This window comes from Arenimonas daejeonensis (assembly GCF_007993735.1).
In the GTDB taxonomy this organism is placed as follows: Bacteria; Pseudomonadota; Gammaproteobacteria; order Xanthomonadales; family Xanthomonadaceae; genus Arenimonas; species Arenimonas daejeonensis.
In genome coordinates this window covers 1,646,105-1,663,602 of sequence record NZ_CP042453.1, presented here as the reverse complement: position 1 = coordinate 1,663,602, position 17,498 = coordinate 1,646,105, and the positions used below count along the sequence as shown (strand labels likewise).

14 protein-coding genes and 5 pseudogenes are annotated in these 17,498 nt (G+C 68.9%); 7 read left to right on the top strand and 12 right to left on the bottom strand.

Annotated features, from left to right (window positions below; genetic code table 11):
- Positions 1–89 precede the first annotated feature (89 nt).
- From FRZ33_RS08040 to FRZ33_RS08025, 4 genes and pseudogenes are all read right to left on the bottom strand, one after another.
- Positions 90–890: a LytR/AlgR family response regulator transcription factor gene (locus FRZ33_RS08040; protein ID WP_146908941.1), complete on the bottom strand. Its 801-nt coding sequence runs from the start codon at positions 888–890 to the stop codon at positions 90–92.
- 5 nt (positions 891–895) lie between these two features.
- Positions 896–1,975 (bottom strand): sensor histidine kinase, encoded by a 1,080-nt coding sequence (locus FRZ33_RS08035; protein ID WP_146908939.1) that lies wholly within the window; start codon positions 1,973–1,975, stop codon positions 896–898.
- A gap of 112 nt (positions 1,976–2,087) precedes the next feature.
- A pseudogene (locus FRZ33_RS08030) lies at positions 2,088–2,700 on the bottom strand (TlpA family protein disulfide reductase).
- The gene (locus FRZ33_RS08025) at positions 2,697–3,974 is read right to left on the bottom strand and encodes a YihY family inner membrane protein (RefSeq protein WP_146908937.1); all 1,278 of its coding nucleotides are present in this window, start codon (positions 3,972–3,974) and stop codon (positions 2,697–2,699) included. Before FRZ33_RS08025 ends, FRZ33_RS08030 begins: the two are co-directional and overlap by 4 nt.
- 59 nt (positions 3,975–4,033) lie before the next feature.
- Here FRZ33_RS08025 and wrbA point away from each other — a divergent pair.
- The 3 genes and pseudogenes from wrbA to FRZ33_RS08010 all read left to right on the top strand — a co-directional run bounded on the left by wrbA (position 4,034) and on the right by FRZ33_RS08010 (position 5,502).
- Positions 4,034–4,628 (top strand): annotated as a pseudogene (gene wrbA, locus FRZ33_RS08020) (NAD(P)H:quinone oxidoreductase).
- The gene (locus FRZ33_RS08015) at positions 4,625–4,990 is read left to right on the top strand and encodes a DUF2069 domain-containing protein (protein WP_146908935.1); all 366 of its coding nucleotides are present in this window, start codon (positions 4,625–4,627) and stop codon (positions 4,988–4,990) included. The pseudogene wrbA and the gene FRZ33_RS08015 overlap by 4 nt, the downstream one beginning before the upstream one ends.
- 23 nt (positions 4,991–5,013) lie before the next feature.
- Positions 5,014–5,502: an asparaginase domain-containing protein gene (locus FRZ33_RS08010; RefSeq protein ID WP_146908933.1), complete on the top strand. Its 489-nt coding sequence runs from the start codon at positions 5,014–5,016 to the stop codon at positions 5,500–5,502.
- A 174-nt stretch (positions 5,503–5,676) separates the two neighbouring features.
- Here the strand turns inward: FRZ33_RS08010 and FRZ33_RS08005 are convergent, their stop codons facing one another.
- Positions 5,677–6,153 carry a YkvA family protein gene (locus tag FRZ33_RS08005; protein WP_158637158.1) on the bottom strand — a complete coding sequence of 159 codons (477 nt, stop codon included), beginning with the start codon at positions 6,151–6,153 and terminating at the stop codon, positions 5,677–5,679.
- Positions 6,154–6,466: 313 nt separating this feature from the next.
- On the opposite strand from FRZ33_RS08005, the gene FRZ33_RS08000 reads away from it, so the two are divergent.
- Together FRZ33_RS08000 and FRZ33_RS07995 are read left to right on the top strand one after the other, a co-directional pair.
- On the top strand, positions 6,467–8,047 hold the full coding sequence (locus FRZ33_RS08000) for a winged helix-turn-helix domain-containing protein (RefSeq protein ID WP_146908930.1): 1,581 nt from the start codon (positions 6,467–6,469) through the stop codon (positions 8,045–8,047).
- The gene (locus tag FRZ33_RS07995; protein ID WP_146908928.1) at positions 8,047–8,904 is read left to right on the top strand and encodes a tetratricopeptide repeat protein; all 858 of its coding nucleotides are present in this window, start codon (positions 8,047–8,049) and stop codon (positions 8,902–8,904) included. Before FRZ33_RS08000 ends, FRZ33_RS07995 begins: the two co-directional genes overlap by 1 nt.
- A 57-nt stretch (positions 8,905–8,961) precedes the next feature.
- Here FRZ33_RS07995 and FRZ33_RS16170 read toward each other — a convergent pair.
- From FRZ33_RS16170 to FRZ33_RS07980, 4 genes and pseudogenes are all read right to left on the bottom strand, one after another.
- Positions 8,962–9,189 (bottom strand): annotated as a pseudogene (locus FRZ33_RS16170) (proprotein convertase P-domain-containing protein); the annotation flags it as partial.
- Positions 9,190–9,330: 141 nt separating this feature from the next.
- Positions 9,331–11,112 (bottom strand): annotated as a pseudogene (locus FRZ33_RS07990) (S8 family peptidase); the annotation flags it as partial.
- Between the two features lie 277 nt (positions 11,113–11,389).
- On the bottom strand, positions 11,390–12,757 hold the full coding sequence (locus FRZ33_RS07985; RefSeq protein ID WP_146908924.1) for a di-heme oxidoreductase family protein: 1,368 nt from the start codon (positions 12,755–12,757) through the stop codon (positions 11,390–11,392).
- Positions 12,754–14,007 (bottom strand): imelysin family protein, encoded by a 1,254-nt coding sequence (locus tag FRZ33_RS07980; RefSeq protein WP_158637157.1) that lies wholly within the window; start codon positions 14,005–14,007, stop codon positions 12,754–12,756. The genes FRZ33_RS07985 and FRZ33_RS07980 overlap by 4 nt, the downstream gene beginning before the upstream one ends.
- A gap of 70 nt (positions 14,008–14,077) precedes the next feature.
- On the opposite strand from FRZ33_RS07980, the gene FRZ33_RS07975 reads away from it, so the two are divergent.
- Complete coding sequence (locus tag FRZ33_RS07975) at positions 14,078–14,749, top strand: Fe2+-dependent dioxygenase (RefSeq protein WP_158637156.1); 672 nt, start codon at positions 14,078–14,080, stop codon at positions 14,747–14,749.
- 4 nt (positions 14,750–14,753) lie between these two features.
- Here FRZ33_RS07975 and sufT read toward each other — a convergent pair whose 3' ends face one another.
- Positions 14,754–15,308 (bottom strand): putative Fe-S cluster assembly protein SufT, encoded by a 555-nt coding sequence (sufT, locus tag FRZ33_RS07970; protein WP_227977715.1) that lies wholly within the window; start codon positions 15,306–15,308, stop codon positions 14,754–14,756.
- Between the two features lie 91 nt (positions 15,309–15,399).
- Between sufT and FRZ33_RS07965 the strand changes: the two genes are divergently transcribed.
- The gene (locus tag FRZ33_RS07965; protein WP_146908919.1) at positions 15,400–15,792 is read left to right on the top strand and encodes a hypothetical protein; all 393 of its coding nucleotides are present in this window, start codon (positions 15,400–15,402) and stop codon (positions 15,790–15,792) included.
- Positions 15,793–15,813: 21 nt separating this feature from the next.
- Here the strand turns inward: FRZ33_RS07965 and FRZ33_RS07960 are convergent.
- Both FRZ33_RS07960 and FRZ33_RS07955 read right to left on the bottom strand, forming a co-directional pair.
- A pseudogene (locus FRZ33_RS07960) lies at positions 15,814–17,201 on the bottom strand (NAD(P)(+) transhydrogenase (Re/Si-specific) subunit beta).
- A complete protein-coding gene (locus tag FRZ33_RS07955) occupies positions 17,198–17,494 on the bottom strand; it encodes an NAD(P) transhydrogenase subunit alpha part 2 (protein WP_146908917.1) in 297 nt (98 codons plus the stop codon). The pseudogene FRZ33_RS07960 and the gene FRZ33_RS07955 overlap by 4 nt, the downstream one beginning before the upstream one ends.
- Positions 17,495–17,498: the final 4 nt, after the last annotated feature.

Here is a 17,498-nt window from a genome sequence, read left to right as displayed (position 1 = left end):
TGGATGGATTCACGGCGTCCCCGGAAAGAGACCTCACGTACGGCGGCCTATCGCCAGGAACGATCCCGGCATCAGAACGCACAAACTCGCTATTTCAGAAGTTCGAGCCGATCGCGGTAACTGCGCGACAGTTTGATTTCATGGCCGCAGTCCAGCGCCAGGAACTGCTCCCCGTTCAGATGCGGCCGCAACGACACGACACGGCGCGCATTGACCAGGGTCGAACGATGCACCCGCGGGAAACAACGCGGATCCAGCCGCGACTCCAGCTCCCGCATCGTCGCCCGCAGCACGAAGGTCTCGGCGTCCGTGTGGATGCACATGTAGTCCCCGGCCGCGTCTACCCAGCGCACCGTCGCCAGATCCACCCGCACCGTGCGGTGGCCATCGCGGATCGACAGCCGGTCGCCCGGACCCAGCTTGCGCTCGCCGGCACCCTGCAGCGCCTCTTCCAGCGTCAGCGAAGGTTTCCCGCTCAGGTCGCCGAGCAGACGCAGCAACTGCTCGCAATGTCTGCCCGAGTCGCGCTTGTCCAGCTCCTCGCGCACCCGGAACAGCGCCTGGTGCAGCCGGCTGTCCTCCACAGGCTTGAGCAGATAGTCCACCGCACTGGCCTCGAAGGCGCGGATCGCATAGTGGTCATAGGCCGTGCAGAACACCGTCAGCGGCAGCTGCGGCACCGGAATCGCGCGCAAGGTGGCGAAGCCGTCCAGGCCCGGCATCTGCACGTCCAGGAACATCAGGTCGGGCGCGAACTCCGACACCGCCTTCATCGCCGACGCGCCATCGCCGCACTGGCCCACGATCTGTATGTCGGGATGTTCGGCCAGGCGCAGCTCCAGGCCACGCCGCGCCAGCGGCTCGTCGTCCACGATCAGGGTGCGGATCATCCGGCTCATTCGCGCGGCGCCCCGCCGGTTTCGTAGGGGATCGACAGCGTCACCTGCACCCCGGACTCGCGGCCGTTGCGCACGTCCACCGACTGCGCTTCGCCGTAGAGCACGCGCAGGCGCTCGCGGGTGTTCTTCAGGCCGACGCCGCAGCCTTCGCCGTTGGCCTTGTCGAAGTCGGGGCAGCCCGGGCCGTTGTCTGTCACGCTCAGCACCAGCCGGCCGTCGCGGCGTTCGGCGCCGATCACCAGCTTGCCGCCCTCGACCTGGCGGGCGATGGCGTACTTGATCGCGTTCTCGACCAAAGGCTGCAGCAGCATGCTCGGCAAGAGCGCGGAATAACACTCCGCCGCTATACGGGTCTCAACCTGGAGGCGTTCGGCGAAACGCACCTTCTCGATGCCCAGGTACAGGTTCAGCGCATCCAGCTCCTGCTTCAGCGTCACCCGCTGCATCGGGTCGCTGTCCAGCGAGTGGCGCAGGAAGGCGCTCAGGCCCTGCACCATCTGGTTGGCGACGTTGTTCTGGCGGTCCAGCACCAGGGTCGAGATGGCGTTGAGTGTGTTGAACAGGAAGTGCGGGTTGAGCTGGTAGCGCAGCATCTTCAACTGCGCCTGGTGCGCCATGGCGGTGGCGGCCAGCGCCTGCCGGGTCTGTTGCTGCAACTGGCGGTAGTACTTCAGGCCGATGTAGAAACCGACCCAGCTCAGCACGACGTAAAGCTGGTAGGTGCCGGACGCCAGGTAGCCCAGGCGCGAGGCCGGCCGGCAATCCTCGCCGCACCAGTCCAGCACCAGGAAGATGTAGGACAGGCCCATCAACCCGGTGGCGACCACCACGCAGCCCGCGGCGACCGGGATGAAGGCCCTGGGCGGCAGCCCCCAGGCCCGGCGCAGCACCCAGCGCACGCCCAGGGTGGCGAAGAACCCGGCGACCGCGACCCCGAAACTCAGCCGCCAGTAGTCGGGCGCCTTGCCGTGTGCCAGCGCCTGCAGGTAACTGAGGCTGCCGTAACCCAGCCAGCCGCCGGTGTGCAGCCACCAGAACAGGCGGCGGGTCCTGGAATCGTCGGAATGGCTATGCACATCGCGGGCCCGCGGGAAATTCCCGCCATGCTAACGCCGGCCGGGTGCGGGCCGGCACGGTCCGGCGCGCCGGACGCACGTTTCATCGTGCCGGACCGGCCCGACGCATGAATCAGCCAGCGGCGGGTTCAGCCGCCGGAGCTTCCGCAGCCGACGCCTTCTGCGCCTGCTTGATCGAACGCGCCAGATCCTGCGAGGTGATCGGACCTAGGAACTTGTCCGCCACCCGGCCGTCCGGGGCGATCAGGTAGGTCATAGGCAGGCCGCGCGGCGTGTCGAAATCGGCCGGCGGGCTGTAGACGTCCAACAGGGCGATCGGATACCCGGCCGGGTGCTTGACCAGGAACTCGCGCATGGCCGCGACCTCGATCTCCTCGTAGGCCAGGCCGATCACCCGCACGTCGTCGCGGGCGGCGTCGAATTCGCTCAGGTCGGGGATTTCCTTCAGGCAGGGTTTGCACCAGGTGGCCCCAGAAGTTCACCACCACCCACTCGCCGCGATGTTCGGACAGGTCGAAGCGACCGTGGTCGAGCGTGTCCACCACCAGGGTCGGATGGGTCGGCGCTTCCTGCACTTCCGGTGTCGCAGGCACGGGTTCGGCGGCGGCGGGTTCGACCGCGGCGGACTCGGCCGCCACGGCCTGCGGGTCGGCCGCGGGTCCGGCAGCCGGCTGGCAGGCCGCCAGCAGCAGCGCCAGCGGAAGGATACGGAGGGGAAGATTCATACGGAGGGATTGTCCAGGTCCGAGGTGAAGAAACTGCCGACACTGCGCGCCAGGGGCGACTCCAGCGGCTGGCGCAGGTGTTCGAGCGCGCGCGCGGCGTCGCGGCCCAGCGGGTCATCGTAGCCGGGCAGGCTGGTTTCCGTGCAGGGGATGCGCAGCCCCAGGCCTTCGTGCAGTTCGCCCAGGCTCACCGTCGCCAGGTCGCGCGACAGCAGCCAGCCGCCGTCTTCGGCGCGACGCACGATGTTGAGCTCGGTCAAACCCGCCAGCATGCGCTGCAGCAGGTCGTCGGTGAGCATGGGCTCGGCTTCCTGCATGTCCGCCAGGTGCAGGCCCTGGCCATTGCGTCGCACGGCATTGAGCCGGCCCAGCAGGCGCAGATAGCCATACAGTTCCATGCCGGGCGGCAATTGCATCGCCCTGGGCTGGTAGCGGAAGGACGACAGCGAGGCCGCGAACGACGCACCCAGCAGCACCACCACCCAGCTCACGTACAGCCAGAGCATGAAAATCGGCACCACGGCCAGGTGGTCGTAGAGCTGCCCGTAGGTCGGCACGCTCAGGATGTAGGCGGCGAAACCACGTTTGGCCAGCTCGAACAGGATCGTCGCGAACAGGCCGCCCGCCAGCGCGAACCGGAAGGGAATGCTCCGGTGCGGGATCAGCCAGTAGGCGAAACTGAAGATCAGCAGCTCGACCAGGTTCGGCAGGTAGCTCAGCAGGCGCTGGCCCCAGTCCAGGCTCTCCACGCCCGACAGCGCGGGCAGCGAAAACAGATAGGAGGTGACGGCCAGGCTGGCGGCCGCCAGCAGCGTGCCCAGGGTCAGCAGCGTCCAGTACATCAGGAAGCGGATCAGCCGCGGCCGCGGCGTCGGCACCCGCCAGATGCGGTTGAAGGTGCTTTCTATGCTCCACATCGTCAGCAGCAGCGATGCCAGCACCGCACCGACCCCCGTCAGCGGAAGCTGGTCGGATCCGGCCGAGACATCGCTCAGATATTCCTGGACCTCCCGCGCCGCGCTCGGCACGAAGTTCGAGAACACGAAGTTCGCAAGTTGTTCGGTCCAGTCGTTGAACATCGGGACGGCCGAAAGCACGCCGAACACCACCATGCTCAGCGGCACCAGCGCGAACAGGGTGGTATACGCCAGTGCACCCGCCGTCTCGAAGCAGCGGTCGTCCAGGAAACGCGTCCAGAGGTAGTGCGAGAACGACTGTACGCGCTCGCGGTCGATCCGGTGCCACCAGCCGCGCAGGGTCGTGAGCAGGTCCATGGGCGAAGGGTAACGCAAAGCCCCGGCGGACCGCCCGCCCGACGGCTTATCATTGCGCCATGGCCGACATCCTCATCCTCTATTACAGCCGCGGCGGTTCGGTCGCGCAGCTCGCCCGCCAGATCGCCCGCGGTGTCGAGGAAGTGCCGGGCATGCAGGCCCGACTGCGCACGGTGCCGCCGGTGGCGCCAGTCACCGAAACCGCCGCCCCGCCGGTGCCGGAGGAAGGCGCGCCCTACGTGAAGAAGTCCGACCTGGACGAATGCGCCGGCCTGGCCCTGGGCAGCCCGACGCGTTTCGGCAACATGGCGGCGCCGCTGAAGCATTACATCGACACCTGGGGGCGCCGAATGGGCCTCGGGTACCCTGGTGGGCAAACCCGCCGCCGCCTTCACCTCGACCGCGACCATGCACGGCGGCCAGGAGTCCACCCTGCTCACCATGCTGATACCGCTGATGCACCACGGCATGGTGCTGGTCGGCATTCCCTTCACCGAAGCCGCGCTCAACACCACCCGCAGCGGTGGCACGCCCTATGGCGCCAGCCACGTCGCCGGCGCGCAGGACGACCCGGCGCCGAGCGAAGAGGAAAAACAGCTGGCGCGTGCGCTCGGCCGGCGCCTGGCCGAGACCGCGCGGAAGCTGCAGTCGTGAGTCCGGCCGCGCGCCTGGCCGCCGCCGTCATCCTGGGGCTTTTCGCCCTGCAGATCGCCTGGCATGGCTGGCTGGCACCGCCGGCACGAAGCGCCCCCTGGGCGATGGCCCTGTTCTTCGCGCTGCCCATACTGCCCGCCCTGGTCCTGCTGGCGCTGCGTCATCGCCGTGCCGGGTTCTGGGGCGCGCTGGCCGCCCTGCTCTATTTCAGCCATGGCGTGATGGCCGCCTGGGCCTCGCCGGATGTCCGCGGGCTGGCCCTGCTGCAGGTGGCGCTGTCGGCGCTGCTGGTGGTCGCCGCCAGTTGGGACGGCGTGCGCGCCCGCTTCGCCGGAAGGCGCCCGGCGCCGCCGGCCGTATAATCACGCGGTCAAGGAGGATCCCCATGGACGAACTGTTGGTCGTCACCACCGGCGGCACCATCGACAAGGTGTATTTCGACGACAAGTCGGACTACCAGGTCGGCGAACCGCAGATCGGCCGCATCCTGCAGGAACTCGGCGTGGCCTTCCGCTTCACGGTGATCCCGATCATCCGCAAGGACAGCCTGCACATCACCGCCGAGGACCGCGAGCTGCTGCGCGCGACGATAGCCGCGCAGCCCGCGAAGCACGTACTGATCACGCATGGCACCGACACCATGGTGGACACCGCCAAGGTGCTGGCGACCCTGGCCGACAAGACGATCGTGCTCACCGGTGCGCTCAATCCCGCGCGCTTCCGCGGTTCGGACGCCGAATTCAACGTCGGCACCGCGGTCGGTGCGGTGCAGTCGCTGCCGGCCGGCGTGTACATCGCCATGAACGGCCGCATCTGGGACCCGCTGAAGGTCCGCAAGAACGTCGCCGCCAACCGCTTCGAAGCCGCGGGCTGAAGGAAACGCGGCGCAGGCGACGGCCATCCCGCCGCCTGGTTCCAGTCACGAGCCTGCTGAGCCCTCTCTCCTCCCGTCCGCCCGAAGCGTGGCGGGCGGGAGGCCGGCGTCCTCATCTCCAGGCGTATTCGCCTGGCCTGTCCGCGCCGGTGCGGACAGGCGCCAACGGCACATTCAGTGCACCCGGAAATGGCTGACCGGCTGCGGCACGTAACTGCTGTCGCGTACCCGGCGATGCTGCAGGCGCAGTTCCACTTCGGCGCGGCGCGACACCTCCCACTCGCTTCGGGTGAAGCCGAAGGCCGTCGGTTCAACGCCGCGCAGCTGCGCCTCGATGTCGCGCAGTCGGCAGAAGTCGAGGTAGTCCAGCACTTCGCCGGAGATCCGCGGCCAGGCCGTGTCGATCACGATCGCGTCGTCCAGCCGGCCGAAACGCGGCACCCAGTCCGGGATCAGGTCGTTGGCGTCCTGCACGTAGGACTGGACGGCCTGAAGCATTGGCGCGACTTCGCGGGTCGGGGTCCAGCTGCCGTCGTTGAGCAGGCGCGAGACGGGATCGGCCTGGTGCAGGCGCTGGGCGATGCAGGCCGGGGTGGCCTCGTCGGGCTGCCCCTCGTCCAGGTGCGGGCGGCGGTGACGATCTGGTCGCAATCCAGGGGCTGGCTGCGGCCCAGGCCCACCACCAGGCGGTTGAAGCGATCGAGCAGGCGGGGGTCGAGCTGGAAGCGGCCGATCTGCCGGCGGCGGCCGGGACCCGGGCTCGGGCGGACGTTCAGGGCCAGTGGCAGGGAAAGGAAGTTTTCTGCGTTCGCGTACATGGCGGTTCTCCGGTAGGTGTAGTGTTGGCGCCGGCTTCCGGCGCGCTGACAGGTTCCGGCCGGCCGCCCCGGCGGTCATGACGGACCTGCGCGCTTGTCGACGGGCTTCCCGCCGGTTTGTGAGGTTTTGATGAGGGAGTTGCCGAATGGGGTCCGAACCGACCACAAGGGCAGAACCTCCGGGCCCCGGACGCTACCGCTTCGGCGGCATCGTGCTGGACGCGGCCGCCCACACCCTGACCCGCGACGGCCAGCCGCAAGCCCTTGAACCCAAAGCGTTCGCGGTGCTGCTGGAGCTGGTCGGCCATGCCGGCGAACTGGTCGGCCGCGACCAGTTGCTGGACGCGGTCTGGGGCCACCGCCACGTGACACCGGGCGTGCTGACCCGGGCCATCGCGCAACTGCGCACCGCCCTGGACGACGACCCCCACCACCCGCGTTACATCCAGACCCAGCACGCCCTGGGCTATCGCTTCATCGGCACCCTGGAACCCGAGGAACCGGCCGCCGCCGCACCGATGCCTGCCTGCGAACCGTCGGATCCGGCAACCGCCGGGGACCCGCCCCCGCAGGCCGATCGGAGGACGGCCGCCTACCCCGAAATCGAACGCCGCCGCGGCTTGCGCCGCCAGCCCTGGCATTGGCTGGCTTTCGCCGGCCTGCTGTTCGCGGCCCTGGCCTGGAATGCCTGGCAGCGCAAGGCCGACGAGGCACACCGCCCGGTGGAAGCCTCGATCGCCGTGCTGCCATTCACCACGCTCAGCGACGACCAGCAGGACCGCTATTTCGCCGAAGGCCTGGCGGCCGAGATGCTCAACGCGCTCGCGGGCGTGCATGGCATCCGCGTGGCCGCCTGGATCCCGCCGGAAGCCGTGGACCGCAAGCTCGACATCAAGGCCCTGGGCGCGAAACTCGGCGTGGCCACCGTGCTCGATGCCAGCGTGCGCCGCGACGGGCAACGCCTGCGCATCAGTGCGCGCCTTTCCGACACCACCAGCGGCTACACGCTTTGGAGCCAGAACTACGAGCACGAAACCAGCGCCATCTTCGACACCCAGACCGAGATCGCCAACGAAGTGGCGACCGCGCTGGTCGGCGTGCTGCCGGACGCCGGTGCAAGCCTGCGCAAACGCCTGACGCCGACCCGCAATGTCGCGGCCTTCGACGCCTACCTGCGCGGCGTGCAGGCGCTGATGCAGCCGGGCGAGCATGGTTCCGCGGCGCTTGGCCACTTCCAGGAGGCGTTGGCGAAGGACGCCGGGTTCGCGCGTGCGCAGGCTGGCATCTGCCGCATCGAGGCCTGGCGCTTCGAGGCGCACCACAATGCCGATGCCTACGAAAACGCACGGATGGCCTGCCTGCGCGCCGCCAACATGGACCCCGGCATCGGCATCGTGCAGCTCGCCCTCGGCGATCTGTACCGTGCCAACGGGCCACCGGCCAAGGCGCTCGAACATTACCGGCTCGCGGAAGCCGATCCGGCCGTGCGCACCGACGCGATCGCGGGCCAGGCCAGCGTCTTCGCCGCCGAAGGCGACATGGAAAAGGCGATCGAAACCTTTCACCGCGCACTGGCCATCGATCCGGACGATGCCGGCGTGCATGCGGCCCTGGGTTATCAGCAGCACCTGGCCGGAAACCCGCGCGAGGCGATCACCTCGTACCGGCGCGCCACCACCCTGATCCGTCGGACGCCTACCTGTGGAGCACCTATGGCGCCCTGCTGATGACGGCCGGTGAAAACGACGAGGCCATGCAGGCCTTCGAACGCTCGATGGCGATCGAACCCATCGAGGCCGTGCTGGGCAACCTGGGCACGCTGAAGTACCAGGCCGGCGACTATGCCGGCGCTGCGGCGCTCTACCGGCGCGCGATCGACCTCAATCCCGGCAACCCGGCCTTCTGGGGCAATCTCGGCGATGCGCTGCAGGCCGACCCGGCGACCGCCTCGCAGGCGCGGCCGGCCTATGCGGAAGCCGCGCAGCGTGCGCAATCCTTCGTGGACGTGAAACAGGACGATGCCCGGGCGCTGGCGATGCTCGGCTGGTTCCGCGCGAACCTCGGCGAACGCGACGCCGCGGTGTCGCTGACGGAGCGTGCAGAAGCCCTGGAACAACAGGTGGCCGAGGTGGCGCTGTTCAACGCCCAGACCTTCGCCCTGCTGGACGAGCCGGAACAGGCACGCCGTTGCCTGGCCGCGGCCCGCGCCGCCGGCGCTGCCGAAATCCGGATCTCGTCCAATGCCATCTTCCGCCGCGCCGGGCTGGTTTCCGCCGACGCGACCGACACCTCCCCGCGCCCCCGAACCCGCACACCGTGCGGGCGGCCAATGAAGGAGAACGTTATGAGCGAGAAGCCTGGTTCCCGACCCGCGGTCTTTTCAAACGACATCTTCAAGATTCCGCTCGAGAACGGCCAGCATATCGAAGTCGAAGTCGACATCATGTGGAGCGCCGTCGAAGTGCAGCCGCCGCGACCCAAACCCAAGGCGCGCCTGATGTCGTTCAGCACGCACGACCTGGGCTTCGGCCAGACCGCGGTTCTCCAGATGGACTGGTTCGACGGCACCCCGCCGACAGCGTGAGCCGCAAAAAGACCCCGGCGCAAGGCCGGGGTCTTGGTTGCCACGTACTGCGTTGGATCAGAACGTGATCGACCAGCTGTTGATGTAACCGACGTCGCCACCGGCGTTGTCGTTGACGCGCAGCTTCCAGGTGCCGTTGAGGGCCTCGCTGGTCAGGTTGCGGCTGTAGGTGGTGACGATGTTGTTGGCGCTGCCGCCACTGCGGTTGTGCAGGTTGTACAGCGTGCCGTCCGGCGCCACCAGGTCCACCCGCAGGTCGCCCTTGTAGGTGTGCTGGATGTTGACGGCGATCGAGGTGCTGCTCAGCCCGTTGCCGCTGCGGCCGGACACCGTGATCGGGCTCTCCACCGTGCTGTTGTCGGTGATGGAGTAGTCGCCGGTGTTGCTGTAGGTCTGCGGCGTGGTGCCGCCACCGCCGCCGGTGCTGTAGTTGCCGACCAGGCTCACGCCCGAGAAGCTCGAGTAGGCCTTCACGCGCACGTGGTAGGTGCCGGCGGACGGCGCCGCGATGGTGCAGGTCTCGGCGTTGCCGTTGAGGTACGGACGGCAGACGTACGAGGTGTCGGTCGGCGCGGTGCCGAACTGCACATACAGGTCGGCGTCACCGGTGCCGCCCGACATGGTGAAGGTCAGGTTGGTGGCGCCGGCCGGGACGGCCATCGTGTAGTTCAGCGAGTTGCCCTGCGTGGCCGACAGGCCGGTCACCGCGACGCCCTTGGTCAGGGTGCCACCCGGCGGCGGCGGCGGGGGCGGCGGCGTGCTGCCACCGGCCGCGGCCACGAGCGCGTTGGCGTCGATGATGCCGGCGCCGCAACCACCCGAGCACGCGCCCGACAGCGGGTACGCGGTGGCCTTGAGCTGGGCCTCGACTTCGGCCGGGGTCCACAGCGCCAGGCCCAGGGCCAGGCGGCGGCTCTGCGCCAGCGCCACGGCGCCGGCGACGTGCGGCGACGCCATCGAGGTGCCGTTGTAGGACGCGTAGGACTCGGCGCCCGGGCCGTTGCTGCCGCTGTTGAGCGTCGAGAGGATCGACGAACCCGGAGCCGACACGTCGATCAGGGTGCCGTAGTTCGAGAAGCTCGAACGGGCGCTGGCGCTGGTGATCGAGGCCACGTTGACGACGTTGTTGCAGCTCGCCGGTGAGAAGCCCGAAGCATTGGCGTTGCTGTTGCCGGCCGCCACCACCACCGTGGTGCCGCGGCTGACCGCGCTGTTGATCGCCGACTGGGTGACGGAATCGCAGGAGCCGCTGCCGCCCAGGGACATGTTGATGACGTCGGCCGCATTGGCCGCCGACAGGGTCGGCACGCCGCTGACGGTGCCGCCGGAAGCCCAGATGATGGCGTCGGCGATGTCGGAGGTGTAACCGCCACCACGACCCAGCACGCGCACCGGCATCACCTTCGCGCCCCAGGCGGTGCCCGCGACGCCCTTGGCGTTGTTGGTCACCGCGGCCACGGTGCCGGCGACGTGGGTGCCGTGCCAGCTGGACGGGTTGCCGCCGTAGTAGTCGCCCGGATCGGACGGATCGGAATCGCGGCCATTGCCGTCGCCGGCGACCGTGGCGTCGTTGATGAAGTCGTAGCCGGCGACGATGTTGGCGTTCAGGTCGCTGTGGCTGACGTGGCCGGTGTCGAGCACGGCGACGATGATGCCCGAGCCGTTGGCGGTATCCCACGCGGTGTTGGCGCGGATGCCTGCGTCGGAATCGGTGTAGCCCCACTGCTGGCTGTAGTTGGTGTCGTTCGGCGTCAGCGTGTGCTTCATGATGCGGTCGATCTGCACGAACTCGACGTTCGGGTTCGCGGCGATCTGGCGCATCAGTGCCTCGGCGTCGGCGCGGCCGAGCTTCTGCGAGGTGGCGATGACGTCCGCGCCCACGGCCATGCGGCGCAGGTGGCGGGCGCTGAGCGGCGAGCTCGAGCGCACCTGGCCCTGCTGGGCGCGAATGCCCTGGATCATCTGGTTGGCGCTGACCGAGGCGTTGTTCAGCGCACGGTTGAGGGCCGCCGGGCTGGTGGCTTCCTGGCTGCCGTCGCGGTACTTGACGATGAAGCGGTCGAACTGCGTGTCGGAGTTGATGGCGCTGAGGTCAACGCGCGCGGCCTGGACCGGGCCGGGCGCGGCGTAGCCGGCCTGGGCGGAAAGGGCGAGGGTGGTAGCCACAACGAGACCACGCAGGCGAAGCTTGCGAGTGTTATTGCTCACGATGTTTGTTCCCCGAAAGATGATGGCAATGAGGCCGCGTCGGCGGCCGTGTTCGCATCCATGCCCCGGGTCCCCTGGGCAAATAGCTCCCCCGCGCAGGCCATCAATGGCCTTGGGTTTTCGTAGCGGGGAGTTTCGACCACCCGGACGTGTGATGCAGATCACATCTGCATGACACCGGGCCGACGCTATCGTGACGAAAGTCACAGGTCAAGCCGCGTTGCGGCAGCTTTATGGCTGTCACCGGTGACAACCATTCATCCTTGTTAGCGCAGGACTACAGACTTCGCAGGAAGGTCAGGACGGCTTGCCGGTCGTCACGATTCAGCTGTCTGAACCGACGCTGCGAACGGGCCGCTTCACCGCCATGCCAGAGAATCGCTTCTTCCAGTGAACGGGCACGCCCGTCATGCAGGTACAGGCTGTGGTCGTTGGTCACCGGCACCAGCCCCAGGCCCCACAGCGGCGGCGTGCGCCACTCGCGGCCAGTGGCCAGGAAGTCCGGGCGGCCGTCGGCCAGACCGCGCCCCATGTCGTGCAACAGAAGGTCGGTGTAGGGCATGAACTCCTGCCCCGCGAGCAGCGCCGGCACCGCACCCGCCGCGGTGCGTTGCACCGGCGTATGGCAGGCCGCGCAGCCGATGTCGGTGAACAGTCGTTCGCCGCGTGCTTCGACCGCGGGGGCCTTGCGGCGCCGGTCCGGCACGGCCAGCGTCTGCAGGTAGAACACCAGCTTGTCCAGGTGCGCGTCACGCAGGTCGGGCGCGTCGCCACGCACCGACGCGGCGCAGGCGGTTTGCGCTGTGGCGCAGTTTTCTTCCGGGAATACCCGGCTGGTCAGGCCCATGTCGCCGTGCGCGGCTCCCGCCGACTGCGCGAGCAGGTTGGCGGCATTGGCCTTCCAGCCGAATCGTCCAAGTTCCATGCGGCCGCTGGCCGGATTCCAGACCCGGTTGGCGCGGCCGGAGATGCCGTCGCCGTCGCGGTCGTCGGGGTCGGCGCGTGCCAGCACATCGGCCTCGGGGATGGTTTCCAGCAGGCCCATGCCGGGCATGGCCGGGGCCACGCGCGCGGATGTCATCGCGCGCCAGCCGATCGGGCCGAAGGCCATGTCGATCAAACGCAGCCGCGGTTCGCGCAGGGAGTAGGTGTCACCGTCCGGATAACGGCCTGCGCGTTCGCGCCATTCGATATGCGCACGGCCTTCCGCCGGCACGCCGGGAATCGCACGATCGTTGAACTGATCGCCGTAGGCCGGATGCGGCTTCGGGCCGCCGTGCGCATCCCGGCCGGGCACGCTCAGGCGCACCAGCATGGACAGCATCTCGTCCTCGCCTTCCAGCGGTGGCCGGCCGCGGCCGTCGCGCAGATGGCAACCGGAGCAGGACACACGGTTGAACACCGGGCCCAGTCCGTCGAACGCATCCACCGACGCCGGCGCCACCGCCCAGTTGGTGTTGAAGACGCGGTTGCCGAAATTGAAGTCGCGCAGTTCGCGCGGCGTCAGGCCGGGGGCCGGCCGGGTGAAGGCGTCGCGGTTGTCGAGCGTGCGCGTCAGCGCGCCACCCGGCGACACCGGGCCGGCGGCCGCGACCAGGCCACCCGCGAGCAGCAGCCCGCAGGCCGCGATCAGCATTCGCTTCATACGCCGGACACGATCACCAGCACGCCCAGTGCGGTGCCGGCATCACGCAGGCCGGCGCCCAGTTCCTGCAGCGCGGTGACGGCGGCTTCGCCGGCCTGGCGTTCGGCGCTGTCCGGTGCCGACACCAGCATTCGGTCGAATGGCTGTGGCAAGGCGGCGACGGCGGCTTCCGCCTTGGCGAACCGGGCGTCGAGGTCCGCGGCAAGCGCGGGCCGTACGGCCTTGAGCACGCTCGCCAGGCCACGGCCGTCGCGGCCGTACCAGCTCGCGCGCACGCCTTCGAGCGCGAACACGAAGTCCTGGCGGGTGCTGTCGCTGAAGCAGCTCTGTTCGTCTTCCTGCGCGCCGGAATCGAGCGCCACCGCCAATCGCTCGGACGCCAGTTCGTGGCCGGCGAGGTTGGCGGCGCCGGTGAGGATGCGGCCGATGGCTTCGTGCTGTTCCAGGCCGAGGAAAAAGTGCACGTAGGCCTGCGGGTTCGCCGGGTCCCACTGCGCTTCGAGCCAGCGCAGGTCGTCCACCAGCTGGTCGGCCAGCAGGGCGATATAGGTGCGGCGACGGTCGCGCGCGGGTTCGCCGGCGGCGTAGTCGGTGTACGGCCGGTCGCCCGGGCCGGTGGCCGAACGGTCCTGGCCCCAGAGCAGGAATTCGATCGCGTGCCAGCCGGTGGTGACGTCGGCTTCATCGCTGACCTGGTCGCGCGAGAGGATGCTGTCGCGCGTGATCGGGATGTCCAGTGCGTGCACCAGGCCGGCGTCGGCATCGCCCTCGACGTAGTCGATCACCGCCTCGTTCAGCGGCCAGGCGTTGAGACGCGGCTCGGGGCCGGCGGCGCGGATTTCGCTGGCGGGGCCGTCTATCGGGCCGTCGTAATAACGCATCGCCTCGGTCCGCAGGTAGGGCTGGCGCGCCTGCAGCCAGGCGGCGCGGGCGGCGTCGAGGCTTTCCTGCGAGGGCGCATCGAGCAGCGCGCGGATGGCCGTGCGCAGCGATTCGGCGGCGACCGCGGACTGTGCGTAGCCGGCATGCGCCGCTCCGGCGTAGTCGCGCAGGCTGGCTTCGGCGGCATAGACCGGGTCGGCCGCGCTGTCGAGCATCAGGCGGTACTGCGACAGCGAACCACCACCTTCACCGCCCTCCCCTCCCTCGCCGCCTTCGCCACCGTCGGAAGGCAGCGCCATCGCGGCGGCGGGCACGGCCGCGGCCAGGCAGGTACCGAAGCGGGTCCAGAGCTTGAGTCGGGAGGTCATGGCGGTCCAGGCATCAGGGGATGCGGGTATTATCGGCGCCATCGCCTCTAATGCAAATCATTCTCAACAAATGGCCCTGCTCTGCATCGCCGATGTCCTTGATGCCGCTGCCTGCGCCGGCGCCCGCGAAGCCTTCGGGCGCCTGCCCGACCGCGACGGCCGCAGCACCGCTGGCTGGGCCGCCCGCGGCGCCAAACAGAACCGCCAGCTCGACCCCGCCGACCCGCAGGTCCAGGCCCTGGCCGACCGTCTCGTCACCGCCGTGGGCGCACACCCGGTGCTGCGGCAGTTCGCGCGGCCGGCCCGATTGGGCGCGCCCTTGCTGAGCCGCTACCAGCCCGGTGACGCCTACGGCCTGCACGTGGACGACGCCCTGATGGGCGAGCCGCCGTTGCGCACCGACCTGGCCTGGACCTTGTTCCTCTCGGAACCCGACAGTTACGACGGCGGCGAACTGGTGATCGATTCACACGAGGGCGAGACGCCGGTGAAGCTGCCTGCCGGCGCCATGGTGGTCTATGACTGCGGCGCCCTGCACCGCGTGTCGCCGGTGACCCGCGGCGAACGCCTGGCCTGCGTTGGCTGGATCCAGAGCCGGGTACGCGACAGCCGCCAGCGCGAGCTGCTGTTCACGCTCGACCAGGCGCGGCGTGCACTGCATGCACGCGAAGGCGACAGCCAGGAATTCCTGCAGCTGAGCCAGGTGCATTCGCAGTTGCTGCGGATGTGGGCGGAGGCCTGAGGCCTCAGAACATGCCGGTTTCCAGCCGCGCCACGTCGGACATCATCGACTGGTTCCAGGGCGGGTCGAACACCAGCTCGACATCGGCCTCGACGATCGTCGGCACCGCCTCGACCTTGGTGCGCACATCCTCGACCAGGATGTCGCCCATGCCGCAGCCTGGCGCGGTCAGGGTCATGCGGATGGCGACGATGCGTTCGCCCTCGGCATTGCGGCCCAGGTCGCAGTCGTAGACCAGGCCCAGGTCGACGATGTTGACCGGGATCTCGGGGTCGAAGCAGGTGCGCAGCTGGTCCCAGACCAACTTCTCCACCTCGGCATCCCCGGCACCCTCGGGCAGTTCCAGTGGCGCGGGCTTCGACTTGCCGATGGCGTCGGCGTCGTCGCCGGCAATGCGGAACAGGTTGCCGTCCACGAACACCGTGAACGAGCCACCCAAGGCCTGGGTGATGTAGCCGCTGCTGCCGGCGGGCAGGGTCACGGCCTCGCCCTGCGGCACCATCACGGCGCTGCAGTCGCGTTCGAACTTCACCGGTTCGCTGGTGCGGGAATAGCTCACTCGGGTATCGCCTGGCCGGAAAGGCGGCTATTTTAGCCCGCCCTCCCTCCGGGAAACCGTCTTGATCCCAACAGACCGTTCCACGCGCCCCGTGTCATGGCTGCTGCCGGCCTTCGCACTGGTCGTGGGCGTGATGGGGGCGGTGGCGGTGTGGCTCGGCCTGGCCATCACCCTGCGCTCGACCTGCCCCTGGGTGGCGCCGCTGGCCGCGCTGGACATGGTGCTGATGCTGCGGCTGGCCGCCGCGCCGCCCGGAAAGGCACGCGCCACGCTGGCACTGGCCGGCACCACCATCGCGATCGCCATCAGCTACTGGATGATCGTCGCCACCCAGATGGGCCTGCTGCTGGGCCTGAGCCCGGCCGAATCGGCCCAACGCCTGGGCCCGGTGCTGGCCGGCGAACTGCTGCGGCACGGCACCACCGGCTGGGACATCGGATTTTCGCTGCTGGCCCTGGGCCTGGCCTGGCGCTTCGGGCGCTGATTGCCGGGTGTGGCGGCGGGCTCAGTGCCCGCCGTCCACCGACTTCAATTCCGCCACCAGCTGGCTGACCGCCGCCGCCGCATCGCCGTAGAGCATGCGGGTGTTGTCGGCATAGAACAGCGCATTCTCGATGCCGGCGAAACCGGTGCCCTTGCCGCGCTTGATGACGATGGTGTTCTTCGAGGCCACCACGTCCAGGATCGGCATGCCGAAGATCGGCGAGGCCGGGTCGGTCTTGGCCACCGGGTTCACCACGTCGTTTGCGCCGATCACCAGCGAGACGTCGGTGGTCGGGAACTCGGGGTTGATGTCGTCCATGTCGGCGATCAGGTCGTAGGGCACGCCCGCCTCGGCCAGCAGCACGTTCATGTGGCCGGGCATGCGGCCCGCCACCGGGTGGATGGCGAACTTCACCTTCACGCCGCGCTTCATCAGCACCTGGGTCAGCTCCCAGACCTTGTGCTGGGCCTGGGCCACGGCCAGGCCATAACCGGGCACGATCACCACGCGTTCGGCATAGGCCATCATCGCGGCCACGTCGCCGGCTTCGATGGGCTTCTGTGCGCCGCTGATCTCGGCCGCCTCGCCGGTCTGGCCGAAGCTGCCGAACAGCACGCTGGCGATCGAGCGGTTCATGGCCTTGGCCATCAACTGGGTCAACATGGTGCCAGCCGCGCCCACCACCATGCCGGCGATGATCAGGGCCTCGTTCTGCAGCACGTAACCTTCGAACGCGACCGCCAGGCCGGTGAGTGCGTTGTACAGCGAGATCACCACCGGCATGTCGGCGCCACCGATCGGCAGCGTCATCAGCACGCCCACCGCCAGCGCGGCGACGAAGAAGCCGATGATCACCGGCTGCTCCAGTCCGTACACCGTCAGCACGCCCAGGCCGACCGCGGCCAGGAACACCAGGGCGTTGAACGCCTGCTGCCCCGGGAAGGTGAAACGCTTGTCCATGCGGCCGTCGAGCTTCGCCCAGGCGATCACCGAACCGGTGAGGGAAATGGAACCGATGAGCGCACCGACCACGGCAAGCACCAGGGCCGTCTGCGACGGCGCCAAACCCGCGTCGGAAAACTTCAGGAGTTCGACCGCGCCGATCGCCGCCGCCGAACCGCCGCCCAGGCCGTTGTACAGCGCCACCATCTGCGGCATGTCGGTCATGGCCACGCGCTTGCCGGAGATCCAGGCCACGATCGTGCCCATAACACCGCCAGCGCGATCAGGCCCAGGTTGTGCAGTCCCGGCAGCGCGAAGGTGGCGATGGTCGCCACCAGCATGCCGGCGCCGGCCCAGCGGATGCCGCTGGCCGCCGTCTTCGGCGACGACATGCGCTTGATGCCCAGGATGAACAGCAGTGCCGCGGCGAAATAGCTGGCCTTCACCAGCAGGGGCAACCAGCTCATGCGCCGCCCTCCTTCTTGGCGCTGGGCTTGAACATCTCGAGCATGCGTTCGGTGACGACGTAGCCACCGGCGGCGTTGCCGGCGCCCATCAGCACCGCCAGGAAGCCGATCACCTTCTCGGTGGTGGTGTCGGCATGGCCCAGCACCACCATGGCGCCGATCATCACGATGCCGTGCACGAAGTTGGAGCCCGACATCAGCGGCGTATGCAGGATCACTGGCACCCGGCCGATGATCTCGTAGCCGGTGAAAGCGGCGAGCACGAAGATGTAGAGCGCGACGAAGCCGTCCATGTCC